The organism is Enterobacter cloacae complex sp. IR5428 (assembly GCF_049238585.1).
In the GTDB taxonomy this organism is placed as follows: Bacteria; Pseudomonadota; Gammaproteobacteria; order Enterobacterales; family Enterobacteriaceae; genus Enterobacter; species Enterobacter intestinihominis.
In genome coordinates this window covers 34,668-48,360 of the sequence record NZ_JBMKHV010000013.1, presented here as the reverse complement: position 1 = coordinate 48,360, position 13,693 = coordinate 34,668, and the positions used below count along the sequence as shown (strand labels likewise).

The 13,693-nt window shown below is 56.9% G+C and carries 11 protein-coding genes and 1 pseudogene; 6 read left to right on the top strand and 6 right to left on the bottom strand.

Annotated features, from left to right (window positions below):
* Positions 1 to 27: 27 nt before the first annotated feature.
* The 3 genes and pseudogenes from ACOTXC_RS17950 (at position 28) to ACOTXC_RS17940 (ending at position 2,841) form a co-directional block, all read left to right on the top strand.
* Positions 28 to 539 (top strand): annotated as a pseudogene (locus tag ACOTXC_RS17950) (DUF3304 domain-containing protein).
* The gene (locus ACOTXC_RS17945) at positions 539 to 1,057 is read left to right on the top strand and encodes a DUF3304 domain-containing protein (RefSeq protein WP_421767871.1); all 519 of its coding nucleotides are present in this window, start codon (positions 539 to 541) and stop codon (positions 1,055 to 1,057) included. Before ACOTXC_RS17950 ends, ACOTXC_RS17945 begins: the two are co-directional and overlap by 1 nt.
* A complete protein-coding gene (locus ACOTXC_RS17940; protein ID WP_337258605.1) occupies positions 1,057 to 2,841 on the top strand; it encodes a hypothetical protein in 1,785 nt (594 codons plus the stop codon). The genes ACOTXC_RS17945 and ACOTXC_RS17940 overlap by 1 nt, the downstream gene beginning before the upstream one ends.
* A gap of 33 nt (positions 2,842 to 2,874) precedes the next feature.
* On the opposite strand, the gene ACOTXC_RS17935 is transcribed toward ACOTXC_RS17940, so the two are convergent.
* The 4 genes from ACOTXC_RS17935 to ACOTXC_RS17920 all read right to left on the bottom strand — a co-directional run bounded on the left by ACOTXC_RS17935 (position 2,875) and on the right by ACOTXC_RS17920 (position 7,975).
* Complete coding sequence (locus ACOTXC_RS17935; protein WP_337258604.1) at positions 2,875 to 4,140, bottom strand: MFS transporter; 1,266 nt, start codon at positions 4,138 to 4,140, stop codon at positions 2,875 to 2,877.
* Between the two features lie 44 nt (positions 4,141 to 4,184).
* Entirely contained in the window at positions 4,185 to 6,308 is a 2,124-nt protein-coding gene (locus ACOTXC_RS17930; protein ID WP_421767870.1) for an alpha-galactosidase, read from the bottom strand.
* A gap of 105 nt (positions 6,309 to 6,413) precedes the next feature.
* Positions 6,414 to 7,409, bottom strand: a complete 996-nt coding sequence (locus ACOTXC_RS17925) for a LacI family DNA-binding transcriptional regulator (RefSeq protein ID WP_023305100.1) — start codon at positions 7,407 to 7,409, stop codon at positions 6,414 to 6,416.
* A 17-nt stretch (positions 7,410 to 7,426) separates the two neighbouring features.
* Positions 7,427 to 7,975 carry a helix-turn-helix domain-containing protein gene (locus ACOTXC_RS17920; RefSeq protein ID WP_023305101.1) on the bottom strand — a complete coding sequence of 183 codons (549 nt, stop codon included), beginning with the start codon at positions 7,973 to 7,975 and terminating at the stop codon, positions 7,427 to 7,429.
* Positions 7,976 to 8,078: 103 nt separating this feature from the next.
* On the opposite strand from ACOTXC_RS17920, the gene ACOTXC_RS17915 reads away from it, so the two are divergent.
* A complete protein-coding gene (locus ACOTXC_RS17915; RefSeq protein WP_003861971.1) occupies positions 8,079 to 8,738 on the top strand; it encodes an AzlC family ABC transporter permease in 660 nt (219 codons plus the stop codon).
* Entirely contained in the window at positions 8,738 to 9,061 is a 324-nt protein-coding gene (locus tag ACOTXC_RS17910; protein WP_022649832.1) for an AzlD domain-containing protein, read from the top strand. The genes ACOTXC_RS17915 and ACOTXC_RS17910 overlap by 1 nt, the downstream gene beginning before the upstream one ends.
* A 40-nt stretch (positions 9,062 to 9,101) precedes the next feature.
* On the opposite strand, the gene ACOTXC_RS17905 is transcribed toward ACOTXC_RS17910, so the two are convergent.
* A complete protein-coding gene (locus ACOTXC_RS17905) occupies positions 9,102 to 9,314 on the bottom strand; it encodes a DUF1471 domain-containing protein (protein WP_003861966.1) in 213 nt (70 codons plus the stop codon).
* Positions 9,315 to 9,428: 114 nt separating this feature from the next.
* Complete coding sequence (fdhD, locus tag ACOTXC_RS17900) at positions 9,429 to 10,265, bottom strand: formate dehydrogenase accessory sulfurtransferase FdhD (protein WP_045308722.1); 837 nt, start codon at positions 10,263 to 10,265, stop codon at positions 9,429 to 9,431.
* A gap of 371 nt (positions 10,266 to 10,636) precedes the next feature.
* Between fdhD and fdnG the strand changes: the two genes are divergently transcribed.
* Positions 10,637 to 13,687 carry a formate dehydrogenase-N subunit alpha gene (gene fdnG / locus ACOTXC_RS17895; protein WP_100248971.1) on the top strand — a complete coding sequence of 1,017 codons (3,051 nt, stop codon included), beginning with the start codon at positions 10,637 to 10,639 and terminating at the stop codon, positions 13,685 to 13,687.
* Positions 13,688 to 13,693 lie beyond the last annotated feature (6 nt).

Sequence of the window (13,693 nt, the reverse complement as noted above, 5' to 3'; positions counted from 1 at the left end):
CCTCAACATCATGGATGAATACATAACATGGGATTTTTCAAAGCTTATAAGAAAATTGACAATGGAAATAACCGGGGTCATGCCCGCTGGGGGAAATGGATTTGGGGTGCACTGATGCTGCCAGTAGTGGTTTATCTTGGCTGGTCGGTGTGGGCTGCGGTCTGGGGACCACCCTCAGGGCCGGTAACGCTGATTATTCACAGTGAAATTGACAGGCCCATTCTGGGGTTTAGCGTGAATGGCGTGGCGGGGGCGAATGCCTTTGCGCAAGGGGGGGAGGGGCAACCTGCTGTGGGAATATTAGCGGGGATAAGGCTGAAATAATCTGGACGCTGGATATTACTCATGAACAATATCTTAAAGGTATGCGTCTCGAAACTCGTCGCACAGAAATGCCTATGCCAATACGGAAGCAGGGCGAAAATGATTTACACGTTCATTTCCTCCCGGGCGATAAAGTCCTGTTAGGATGGAGTGATAACGCATGGTCGCCTTATGAAACGCATCAGGAGAATGCTAATAACAGGGAAACAAAATAATGGGATGGTTCGGTAAATATCAAAAAATAGACAGCGCCGTGAATCGCGGTTATGCCCGCTGGGGAAAGTGGCTCTGGGGAGCACTGATACTGCCGGTGGTGATTTATCTTGGTTGGTCGGTATGGGCTGCGGCCTGGGGACCACCGTCGGGGCCGGTGACGCTGATTATTCACAGTGAAATTGACAGGCCTATCCTGGGGTTTAGCGTAAATGGCGTGGCGGGGGCGAATGCCTTTGCGCATGGCGGGGGTAAAGCCACCTGCTGCGGCAGTATTAGCGGTGATACTGCCGAAATAATATGGACTCTAAGTACGACGCGAGATCAATACAACGCAGGACTCCGTAAAGAAACTCGTCGTACAGAAATGCCTATGCCAGTACGGAAGCAGGGCGAAAATGATTTACACGTTCATTTTCTGCCTGGCGATAAAGTACTTTTGGGATGGAGTGATAACGCATGGTCGCCTTATGAAAAACGGCCAGAAGCGGCACACTTAAATACAATGGACAATAACTAATGGATATAGAAAGCCTCATTTCTGCGGCAAACCGGGCACAGCAGGCTGAAGATTACGGCATACACAATTGTTCACGCATCTGGCATGTGGGTTTCTTTTTCGATGGTATTCACAGGAATATTGAACAGGATGCGCCAGAGCAACGACTCAGTAATATTGCCCGTTTGTTTCGTGCATTTCCTGACGAAAGACAAAATACGTCAAGAGAAGCGTACGATACGGTCTACATATCAGGTCTTGGTACCCCCTTTAACGAGGATCTTTCTACCAAACTCACTGCATTAATAGATGGTACCAGAAGTAATGTGCAGGATGATCTCAAATCTCAGCCTGCTGAAATGGCGAAGGAAGCAGGCGGAGAATTACTTAAAGGCAGAAACTGGTATGAAATCCTGAAAAACGAAGGTGCAAAGCTGCTTAAACCCGCAGAGTGGAGAAAGCTGGGGAAAAATATAGCCACGAATGCACTTAAAAAAGCCAGCATCGAAGCTACCCCCTGGATACGTGATAACCCTGCTGTCGCAGATATGCTGGTAACAGGCGTTGATACGCGTATCGCCTCGGCGAAAATGCGCTTCGAGCGATTTTATGAGAGAGCAAAATCAGCCAGCCCGGTGCCCATTAAACTCATTTCTGTCTCCCTTTTCGGTTTTGACCTCGGCGCTACCCTGGCACGTAAATTCCTAGACAGTCTGCTGAAAGATATCTGTAAGAAAGAGGGGGATAAATACACCTACCAGGGCATACCCGTCGATATCGTCTTTACCGGCCTGTTTGACTGCTCGCGACGCACGTCGGCCAGCAACAACAACGGCGTGGATTACTTTATCTCTGCGTTTGGCGGGCCGATAAAAGGGATTAGCGTGTTGCTGGGAGACAAGTCCATCGACCAGGATACCCCCTTGCCTGAGTCGGTAAAGAAAAGCCTGCATCTGGTTGCCGCCCATGAAACCCGCGTCTGGCGCTGCCTGTACCGCACCGGCAATAACCCGGCGCACAAGGAAGAACTCTATCCCGGATGCGCGGAGGATATCGGCGGGGGCCTGAAACCGGACGAACAAAAGCCCAGTGCGGAACTCTGCCGCGTGGCGCTCCACAGGATGTACCGTGAGGCGACCATGGCGGGCGTGCCTTTTCCTGATTTTCAGTCGCTCGATAAAATAGATACTGATGTGGCTGCTTATTTCATCGTCCAGGACAACGTCAAAAACCAGTCCGTCCTGCAGTGGGCAGAGGCGTACCAGAGCGCACTACCCTTTACTTCATTAAGCACCGCATGCCAGAACCGTCATCTGGACAGCTATATCGACTGGCTGGGCCGTCAGTACTATCAGTACCGCACGGAATGCATGAAATATGAAAAACAGCGCGGCGATGTGCTGGCCTCTGCTGGCGCATCTGCGGGATTTGCAGGCATCACGCAGGAGGCGAAAGAGACCGCCGGGCAGTATGCAAATGAACTGGCCGTATTGCAGCAAAACTGGGGCTGGCTTGATGACGTGAAGGATGCCGCCATAAGGATGCGAAACAGTATGGAGCAGGACCCCAGGGACAAACGCAGGGATATCGTTCCAAACGTATATGGACCCGCGCTGTGGCGTGCGAAGCGGTTTCTGGAATACTTCCACGCGGCAAATCTCGGTAAGCCCCGGCCATTACCCCTGGATACCGCACCGCCAGAAATGTACGCATGGTTCGTTCACGATCTGCAGACGGTCGACAAAGGGGCGGGTATTTCGCAGGACTTTTTTGCGATCCGCTCAATGGAGATGCCTGAAGCCTAAGTCATGCTGCCGCATTCGCGGCAGCACCCTTCCCTAATTCACCTCCACCGCGCCCCTGCTAGCAGCTATCTCCCGCCTGCCACTCAGCGTAAACGCCGACACAACCGTAATCGCCAGCACGAAGCAGCCCAGCATCAGGTACGTCTCCTGGAAGCCGACCCGGTCATACATATTTCCGGCAAAGGCGGAGAGGAAGATCGCCGCCGACTGTTTGGCAAACTGGAAGCCAATCAGGTAGATGGTGGCCGACAGGCGCGTATCAAACACCCCGGTGATGTACTTGAATGCCCCCACCAGCAGGAAAGGGACTTCCAGCGCGTGCAGCATCTTCAGGGCAATCACCTCCACGGCGGTTGTGGCAAACGACGAGCCGATAATGCGCGTCGCCATGATTACCCCGGCAATCAACAGCGTGTTTTTCGCACCGATGCGGTTAATGATCCACGGCGAGCAGAACATGATGATCGCGTTACAGATTTCCCCCGCTGTAGTGGCGAAACCAAAGGCGCGGGTCCCCTCCTGCGGCGTGGCGAAGAAGGTTTTGAAGAAGGTAGCAAACTGCTGGTCGAAGACGTCATATACGCAGGCCACGCCAATCACGTACAGGATGAACATCCACATTCTGCGCTGGCGGAACAGGTTGAAGACGGTTTTAGCGGTGATCTGCGGCTGATTGGCGCCCAGGGCATTCATCACCTGCGCCGTCTGGTTGGGCTTCGGTTTCGCGACCATCAGCAGCAGCATCAGCAACAGCGCCGCCGCCGATCCCATCCAGAAAACATACGACGGATCGATGCCGAACAGGATGCCGCCCGTTGAGGCGCACAGCCCCCAGCCGAGACAGCCGAACATGCGCGCCTTGCCGTACTCAAAAAAGCTGTTGCGGCTCACGCGTTCAATGTAGGCCTCAATCGCCCCCGAACCCGCTGAGAAGACAAAGCCGATATACAACCCACCGCTCAGCGCCCCCAGCCAGATATTGGCTTTCAGCAGTGGTGCAAAGACGTACAGGAAAAACGGCGCGAACAAAAACAGCAGCACCGAGATTATCCACAGCAGGTGTTTTTTCAGCCCCAGCTTGTCCGAAATGACGCCCAGCACCGGCTGGAAGGCAATGGCCGACAGCGAGATGCAGGAGAAAACAATCCCCGTATGGGTTTTGTTCAGGCCGATGATGTCCGACAGCCAGATCGGCAGGAACGGAAAACAGGTGGCCATGATGAAGAAGTAGAGAAAGAAGAACAGCCCGAAGATCCAGAAGTTAGGGTTGTCTTTGTGGGTACAGGTTGTTGTGTTCATTATTTTTATCCTCAACGGAGGGCCGGTTGCCCGGCCCGTCACCCTTACACGCGTTCCACACCAATCAGAATGGCGGTTTCCGGATCCAGAATTGGCAGCGCAATACCCGCCTGCATCAGCCATTCACCGCTTACCGTTTGCGGCGCGTCCATCCACGCCGGCAGCTTGCGCATGGTGTGCCCGCCCTCGCCCGTAATCTGAATGTTCGGGTGATCGAGCAGCGTGATGCGGTACTGCGCGCTGGCGTCTAACCCCGGCATGCGCAGCGGCATCATCAGGGTGTAATCCGGCATCGCGAGCTGGCTGACCAAAAACAGCCCCTGCGTCTTGTCTTCGCTCACTATACCCTGCGCCAGGGTGGTGGTGTCCGGCATATCCACGCGCCACTGGGTGCCGTGATGAATGACCTCGCGCCACCGCTTATACAGCGCGGCGTAATGTCGATAGCCTTCACGCTCCTGCGCGTCGACGGTGAGCGGATCCAGCTCCAGCCCCATGTGACCAAACAGCGCCGTCAGCCCGCGGAACTGAATGCTGTGCTGGCGGAAGGTAGCGTGACATTTATGATGACCGATATGCGCCCCCATCACCTCCGCCGGGAAGAAGTAGCTCATGCCGCGCTGGATAGTGTTGCGCTCCAGCGCGTCGTTATTGTCGGACGCCCAGAAGCGGTGGCAGCGGGTCAGCACTTCATAATCGATTCGCCCGCCGCCGGAGGAGCAGGATTCAAACTCAATGTGCGGGAAGCGCTCGCCCAGCACGTCCAGCAGGCGATAAAACTGGCGCGTCTGGGCGTCGGCGGCGGCTTTGCCCTTGTGCCCTGGCTGCACCAGCTCGCGGTTCATATCCCATTTCACGTAGTCGACCGCGTGTTCGCCCAGCAGCCAGCTCATGCGTTCGACCAGATATTCAAAGGCCTGCGGAATATTGAGATTGAGGACCAGCTGATGTCGCCCGGTCGCCTGGGCGTAGCCCGGCAGCGCCAGCACCCAGTCAGGGTGCGCGCGGTACAGATCGGAATCCGGGTTAATCATCTCCGGCTCAACCCAGATACCAAACTCCATGCCGAGCTGTTTAACGTGATCGATCACCGGCTTAAGGCCGTTCGGGTATTTTTTCTCGTCCAGATACCAGTCGCCCAGCGCGGCGTGGTCGTCGTTGCGGCCTTTGAACCAGCCGTCGTCAATGATAAAGCGCTCCACGCCCAGCGCTGCGGCCTCGTCGGCCATGCGCATGATGTAGTCCGGATCGTGGTCGAAGTAGATCCCCTCCCAGGTGTTGAGATGCACCGGGCGCGGTTTATCTTCCGGGAAGCGGATAACGTTATCGCGCAGGTAGCGGTGGAACTGCTGGCTCATGCCATTCAGCCCGTGCGGGGAGTGGCTGGCATACAGGCGCGGCGTCCAGAGCGTTTCCCCCTCTTCAATCGCCATTTCACCCGGCAGGTAGAGCGCTTCGGCCTGCATATAGCGGCGGCCATCGGTTTTCACCTCTGCGCGCAGGCGGTGGTTGCCGCTCCAGCCCAGATGCACACCCCAGACGTCACCCTGCATTTCGCTGAACGATGGCGTACCGGCGATCAGCGCCGGGAAATGTTCGTGGGAGGTTTTACCCCGGCGGTTTTCAATCACAAAGCTGTCATGTTCAAGCATCACGCGGTGCGGCTGAAACTCCCTGATCCAGCGTCCGTGGAAGGCCATCACCTCCTGCGCGCGCTCGGCAATCGGGAGCGTCACGGCAAAGCGATCCACCTGCCACGCCTGCGTTTTCAGGTTGGTTAACCCATGGCGCACCACCAGTACGCCGCTGGCATCCAGCGTTAATTCACTGGTCAGGCGCAGGCCCGCCTGTTTATCTTCCGCCGTTACCGTCAGGGTTTGCCCCTGCTGTTGTACGCCTGTGGTGGTGAAGACAGGCGATCCGTCCAGCCCCTGACGATGCCCATCGATGCCGGGCGAACCAAACAGGCCGTGCCCCAGCTCTGCCATCAGCGTGACGGGGGAGTCGACGTCCAGCCTGCCGTTAGCAACCGGGCGCGCAATACTCAGGACATCCTGCGGCGAGAAGTGCTGAAGGTGCGGCCCCCAGTAGAGAATTTCGGCGAACGGGTGGGTTTTTAGCACCACGTCAACCGTATTGCTTTCAAGTCGAAAAATGGCATCTTGCATCGGACATCTCCTGTCATCGGGATGTCCTGAGTGTTGATCCGAAACGTTTCGGATATAAACCACAACGTTTCGGATCTGTGATCGAGTTTTGAGTTTTTGGTGTAATCAGGCCGTCTGGCCTGGGGAAAATTCCGGCTGCCAGAGCACCTGAAGCGTATCAATGTCGTCGCCGTTAATCAGCTGGCGCACCATATCGGCAATCTGTTTCCCGACACCCTGACGGGTAGACTGGATCACCGCCGCGACGTCGATATCGACAATGCTGTCCTGCGGTAAACCGTCATAGACCACCAGCGAGACGGCATTTTCACCGGTTAAGCGCCCCATCTGCGCCAGAGCCATCGCTGCGCCGTCGCCGTGAGTGTTGCAGTCGGTAATGATGGCCGTGGGCGGCTGCGGCAGGGAGAGAAGTTCTTGCGTGGTGGCATACCCCACGCGGCGCGAAGGGGGCAAGGCGCGCAGCCATTCGCTGGAAAGACCGGCTTCCCGCAGCGCGTCCAGGAAGCCCTGGCGACGCTGGGTGATGAATGCCTGGTTGTTGCTTTCGCCCAGCAGCGCAATGCGCTGATGGCCTTTCTCGATCAGCCAGCGGGTGGCCTGATACGTACCGGCATAGTTGTCGAAATCGAACCACGCGTACGGCTGCGGCAGCTGGCTGCGGCCGAGCGCCAGGAACGGGAACCCGGCGGCCTGAAGCTGCTCAAGACGCGGATCGTGATCCAGCGTATGCGCCACTATCAGCGCATCCACGCGTCGGCTCTGCACCATGCGCATATAGCTGTGTTTGTCCGCCAGATCGTCGTCAGCGATGAGCAGCAGGTCAATCTCATGTCGCGCCAGTTCGTGGCTAATTTCGCCGACCATGTCCATAAAAACGCTGTTATTGAGCGGAACAGGATGCACCGGAAACACCAACCCGACGGCGTCGATTTTGCCCATCTTCAGGCGACGGGCAAAGGTATTTGGTCGGTAGCCACGGCGCTGGGCCTCCGCTTCCACGCGGGCGCGCGTCTCAGCAGAAACGTCGTCATACCCGTTGAGGGCGCGGCTGACGGTGGTAACAGACAGCCCTAGTTCTTTGGCAATGGCTTTAAGCGACATGATTTTCCGTATCTTCGTTAGTTTTGTTCCGCCACCAGCAGCGCGTGCGTATCTGGCTCCAGCGCCTTAAAGATATGCGGCTGGTCAGCGGGATAGCAAATGTAATCTCCCGGGCCGAGCTCTTCTGCCGCATCGATCAGGCCGACCATCGCCCGCCCCTGGGTCACGATAATATGCTCAACCGACCCAGGCGGATGCGGCTGGGAAATACGGTCTGCCCCCGGCTGAGTCAGCAGCAGGTAGATATCACGACGCGCCCCCGGCGGACACGCCGCGAGCAAAATCGCCTCGTAGTTCGCCTGCCCGGCGACAACTTTTGTGCCCTCGCCGCGGCGGATCACCTGCGTGACGGGCTGCTGTGGCTCCAGTAATCGGGCAAACGGAATATCCAGCGCCACGCAAAGCGACCAGAGCGTTTCCAGGCTAGGGTTGCCGTTGCCAGACTCCAGTTGTGAAAGCGTGGATTTGGCGATCCCGGCACGGCGGGCGATCTCCGCCAGCGAAAGTCCGGTTCGCAGGCGTTCTCGCACCAGGCTTCTGGCGATTACGCTGATTGGCTGCGTCATAATAACGGCCTCATTCTCTCTATAACGAACGAATCGTTCGTCTTGTAAAACGTTTTTGATGCGTTCATTATAATGGAAATACGTTCGATATGGCTAAAATGGTATGAAGAATCACCTCTCTTGCCTGAAAGGCGACACGATAAAAGCGATCGTCCTGGTCTGCCTCGCGGTGGGCGTGGTCGGCATGTCCTACGGCTCGCTGGCGATGGCCTACGGCTTCCCGCTGTGGGTGCCATTTGTCCTCTCCCTCACGGTGCTGGCAGGCGCATCCGAGTTTATGTTTATCGGCATCGTGGCGAGCGGCGGCAATCCGCTGGCGGCGGCCGCAGCCGGTTTACTGGTAAACGCGCGCCATGTGCCGTTCGGCGTGACGGTGCGTGACCTGGTGGGCAAGCGCGGCCTGAGCTTTCTGGGCTGTCATATCATGAACGATGAAAGCGTGGTGTTTGGCCTGTCGCAAAAAACCGCCGAGCAGCGTAAAGCGGCCTACTGGCTGTGCGGGTTAGGCGTGGCAATCATCTGGCCGCTGGGCGCGGTGCTGGGGGCGATGGTCGGCAAGCTACTGCCAGACCCGGAAACCATCGGGCTGGACGCGGTGTTCCCGGCGATCCTGCTGGCGTTAGTGGTGCCGGCATTTAAAAACCGTACCACGCTGATCCGCGCCTGTAGCGGCGCAGTGTTGTCGCTGGCCGCCGTACCGTTTGCGCCGGTTGGCCTGCCGGTGCTGCTCTCTTTGCTTGGTCTTGCCGCGAGGAAAAAATAATGGAAAACATGACGGTCTTTATTCTCGGCATCGCCATTCTTTCTGCCGGAACCTATCTGATGCGTCTCGGCGGGGCAAAACTCGGCAGCCGGCTGGCGCTTTCTGAACGGTCGCAGGCGCTGCTTTCAGATGCGGCTACCGTTTTGTTGTTCTCCGTCGCGCTGGCGACAACGTTTTATGAAGGGGACCATTTTGCCGGGATGGCGCGCGTGCTGGGGGTGGGGTTCGCGGTGTTTCTGGCCTGGCGCAAAATGCCGTTAATTGTGGTGATCGTCGCGGCGGCGGTGGTGACGGCGCTACTGCGTCTGGCGGGCATAAACTAAAAAAGCGCCCCAGGGGCGCTCTTTCGACGGTACTGCGAAATTATTTGTTCAGTTCAGCGGTCATGTGTACGCGGTTACCGGTGAATGCCTGAGTAATTTTGTAGGATGACGCGCCCGCTTCCTGAGCCTGTGCGGCGATTTTAGCTTCTGCACCGTCCAGCGTAGAGGCGGATGCGGTCACAGTCTGCGCAGCGAAAGAACCGAAAGATGTAGCCAGAGCGATTACCGCGACAAAAGTTTTGATGCTTTTCATGAGATAAACCCTTTCGTTAAGTTGTTTAGATAAGGCACCGTGCCTTGATGAGATAAATACTAGACCTCATCATGAACAACTGAAAGCGGAAGGATTTGCTATACTCATTCAAAATTACTGATTAACAATTAATCGCTGCGGATGGGTGTAAATTGTCGCCCTGCCTGGCTTGCAGAACCCCACCAGCGTCAGGTTGCAGCGCTCCGCCACTTCAACCGCCAGCGTGGTTGCCGCTGACACCGCAAACAAAATTTCCACGCCGCACATGGCGGATTTTTGCACCATCTCGTAGCTGGCGCGGCTGGAAACGAGCGCGGCCCCTTGCTGCCAGACGTTGTTTTCCCGAGCGCGACGGCCCAGCAGCTTATCCAGCGCGACGTGGCGGCCAACATCTTCATGCCCGCCTGCAATGCTCCCCGACGGCAATACCCACGCCGCCGCATGCGTACAACCGCTGAGCTGGCCGATGGGCTGAACGTCATTCAGGTGCACAAGCGCCCGATCAAGATGCGCCAGATTGAACGTCTGGGTGAACGGCAGCGGGATAATGGGTTTGCCGATATCGTTAAGCTGTTCAACACCGCACACGCCGCAGCCGGTACGTCCGGCCAGCGCCCGGCGGCGCTCTTTCAGCCCCATAAAGCGGCGGCTGGAGAGTTCGATTTGCACTTCGAGACCGTTACAGGCCGGTACGACGTCCATGCCGTAGATCTCCTGCGGATGCGCAATGATGCCTTCCGAGAGGGAGAAACCGATGGCGAACAGCTCGAGATCTTTCGGCGAGGCCATCATCACCACATGCGAAATCCCGTTGTAAACAAGGGCAACGGGGACCTCTTCCGCCAGAAAATCCGGCGTGGCATGTGAAATGTGAGGCGGTCTGTGTACCGACAGTTCCACAATGCCCGCAGGCAGTGGCGACGCGTGGGTAGCACGGTTTTGTTTAAACACGACGGTATTCCTGAACAACCACGGAAGTGAGCCTGCTATTGCACCACAAACAGCGGACCTTACGCATAGTATGGATCAACTTTTCAGCATCCATTCTCCTACTCAATTCGGAGGGGTGCAACCGGTCATCTGCTACACACCCTTAACATCCGCAGAGAGAAATGTGATTGATATCACACTTTATAATCAATGCCGTGATAATACGTTCACTTTGTTTTAACGCCGTTGGAACAGGCGTACCGACATTGTGGTATTCTGGGCTTATCCCTCGGAGAAATGAGGGATTAACGCAAATTTTTCTCCTTTGCGGTTAATTCTCAACCGCAAAGTAAAACTACATAGCAATGTCGTAATGAACCAAGGAGTGACCCATGCAGGTCAGCAGAAGGCAGTTCTTTAAGATCTGCGCTGGCGGTATGGCAGGCACCACGGCGGCGGCACTGGGCTTTGCGCCCGGCGTAGCGCTGGCGGAAACTCGGCAGTATAAACTGCTGCGCACCCGCGAAACCCGTAACACCTGTACGTACTGCTCCGTCGGCTGTGGGCTGTTAATGTATAGCCTCGGCGACGGTGCGAAAAACGCCAAAGCATCTATTTTCCACATCGAAGGCGATCCGGATCATCCGGTCAACCGTGGTGCGCTGTGTCCGAAAGGGGCCGGTCTGGTAGATTTTATCCACTCCGAAAGCCGCCTGAAGTTTCCTGAGTACCGTGCTCCCGGCTCTGACAAATGGCAACAAATCAGCTGGGAAGAGGCGTTCGATCGCATCGCTAAGCTGATGAAAGAAGACCGCGATGCCAACTTTATTGCGAAGAATGCCGAAGGCACCACCGTTAACCGCTGGCTCTCCACCGGCATGCTGTGTGCTTCAGCGTCCAGTAACGAAACCGGCTATTTAACCCAGAAATTTACGCGCGCACTCGGTATGCTCGCGGTCGACAACCAGGCGCGTGTCTGACACGGACCAACGGTAGCAAGTCTTGCTCCAACATTTGGTCGCGGTGCGATGACCAACCACTGGGTCGACATCAAGAACGCCAACCTTATTGTGGTGATGGGCGGTAACGCCGCTGAAGCGCACCCTGTCGGGTTCCGCTGGGCGATGGAAGCCAAAATCCACAACGGCGCGAAGCTGATTGTGATCGATCCCCGCTTTACGCGTACAGCGTCAGTGGCGGATTTCTACACCCCTATTCGTTCAGGTACTGACATCACTTTCCTGTCAGGCGTATTGCTGTACCTGATGACCAACGAAAAATATAACCGCGAGTACACCGAAGCCTATACCAACGCCAGCCTGATCGTGCGTGAGGATTACCACTTCGAAGATGGCCTGTTCAGCGGTTATGACGCCGAAAAACGCAGGTACGACAAAACCAGCTGGAACTACGAGCTGGACGAAAACGGCTTTGCGAAGCGCGACACCACCCTGCAACACCCGCGCTGCGTGTGGAACCTGCTGAAAGAGCACGTGTCCCGCTATACGCCAGAGGTTGTCGAAAACATCTGTGGGACGCCGAAGGCGGACTTCCTGAAGGTGTGCGAGTTGATTGCGGAAACCAGCGCGAAAGATAAAACCGCGTCGTTCCTGTATGCGCTCGGCTGGACGCAGCACTCCATCGGCGCGCAGAACATCCGCACCATGGCGATGGTTCAGCTGCTCCTCGGCAACATGGGGATGGCAGGCGGCGGCGTGAACGCCCTGCGCGGTCACTCCAACATTCAGGGTCTGACCGACCTCGGCCTGCTGTCTCAGAGCCTGACGGGTTACATGAACCTGCCGAGCGAGAAACAGACCGACCTGCAAACCTACCTGACGGCCAGCACGCCAAAACCGCTGCTCGAAGGCCAGGTAAACTACTGGGGCAACTATCCGAAGTTCTTCGTCTCGCTGATGAAAGCTTTCTACGGCGACAAGGCGACGGCGGAAAACAGCTGGGGCTTTGACTGGCTGCCGAAGTGGGACAAAGGGTACGACGTCCTCCAGTACTTCGAAATGATGCACCAGGGCCAGGTCAACGGCTATATCTGCCAGGGCTTTAACCCGGTGGCGTCGTTCCCGAACAAGAACAAGGTTGTCGAGTCTCTGTCGAAACTGAAGTATCTGGTGACAATTGACCCGCTCAATACCGAAACCTCGACGTTCTGGCAGAACCACGGTGAGTCGAACGATGTCGACCCGTCGAAGATTCAGACCGAAGTGTTCCGCCTGCCGTCCACCTGCTTCGCGGAAGAGAACGGCTCTATCGTCAACTCTGGCCGCTGGTTACAGTGGCACTGGAAAGGCGCGGACGCCCCGGGCATCGCCCTGAACGACGGCGAGATCCTGGCCGGTATCTTCTTACGCCTGCGTAAAATGTACGCGGCTGAAGGCGGCGCAACGCCTGAGCCGGTGCTGAACATGACCTGGAACTATTCGACGCCGGAAAACCCTGCGCCGGAAGAAGTGGCCATGGAGAGCAACGGTAAGGCGCTGGCGGACGTTATCGACCCGGCGACCGGCACCGTGCTGGCGAAGAAAGGCGATCAGCTCAGCACCTTCGCACACCTGCGTGACGACGGTACGACGTCAAGCGGCTGCTGGATCTTTGCCGGTAGCTGGACGCCGAAAGGCAACCAGATGGCCAACCGCGATAACGCCGACCCGTCGGGCCTCGGTAATACGCTGGGCTGGGCATGGGCATGGCCGCTTAACCGCCGCATCCTCTATAACCGTGCCTCTGCTGACCCGCAGGGCAACCCGTGGGATCCGAAGCGTCAGCTACTCAAGTGGGACGGCGCGAAATGGGGCGGCGTGGATATTCCGGACTACAGCACTGCCGCACCAGGCAGCGATGTCGGGCCGTTTATCATGCAGCCTGAAGGGATGGGGCGCCTGTTTGCTATCGATAAGATGGCGGAAGGTCCGTTCCCGGAACACTATGAGCCGTTTGAGACGCCGCTGGGTACTAACCCGCTGCACCCGAACGTGGTCTCTAACCCGGCAGCCCGTATCTTCAAGGGTGATTTTGAAGCGCTGGGTAAAAAGGACAAGTTCCCGTATGTTGGCACCACCTACCGTCTGACCGAGCACTTCCACTACTGGACCAAGCACGCGCTGCTTAACGCCATCGCGCAGCCGGAACAGTTTGTGGAGATCGGCGAGAAGCTGGCGGACAAGCTCGGCATCGCCCATGGCGATACCGTGAAGGTCTCCTCTAACCGCGGCTACATCAAAGCCAAGGCGGTGGTGACCAAGCGTATTCGCACGCTGAACGTTCATGGTCAGCAGGTGGATACCATCGGCATCCCAATTCACTGGGGTTATGAGGGCGTGGCGAAGAAAGGGTTCATTGCGAATACCCTGACGCCGTTCGTCGGTGATGCGAACACGCAGACGCCGGAGTTTAAGGCCTTCCTCGTGAACGTGGAAAAGGTGTAACGGAGA

Bases quoted from the DNA above. Each gene is read 5' to 3' on its own strand.
- ACOTXC_RS17945 (WP_421767871.1), top strand. From the start codon at position 539: ATGGGATGGTTCGGTAAATATCAAAAAATAGACAGCGCCGTGAATCGC.
- ACOTXC_RS17940 (WP_337258605.1), top strand. From the start codon at position 1,057: ATGGATATAGAAAGCCTCATTTCTGCGGCAAACCGGGCACAGCAGGCT.
- ACOTXC_RS17935 (WP_337258604.1), bottom strand. From the start codon at position 4,140: ATGAACACAACAACCTGTACCCACAAAGACAACCCTAACTTCTGGATC.
- ACOTXC_RS17930 (WP_421767870.1), bottom strand. From the start codon at position 6,308: ATGCAAGATGCCATTTTTCGACTTGAAAGCAATACGGTTGACGTGGTG.
- ACOTXC_RS17925 (WP_023305100.1), bottom strand. From the start codon at position 7,409: ATGTCGCTTAAAGCCATTGCCAAAGAACTAGGGCTGTCTGTTACCACC.
- ACOTXC_RS17920 (WP_023305101.1), bottom strand. From the start codon at position 7,975: ATGACGCAGCCAATCAGCGTAATCGCCAGAAGCCTGGTGCGAGAACGC.
- ACOTXC_RS17915 (WP_003861971.1), top strand. From the start codon at position 8,079: ATGAAGAATCACCTCTCTTGCCTGAAAGGCGACACGATAAAAGCGATC.
- ACOTXC_RS17910 (WP_022649832.1), top strand. From the start codon at position 8,738: ATGGAAAACATGACGGTCTTTATTCTCGGCATCGCCATTCTTTCTGCC.
- ACOTXC_RS17905 (WP_003861966.1), bottom strand. From the start codon at position 9,314: ATGAAAAGCATCAAAACTTTTGTCGCGGTAATCGCTCTGGCTACATCT.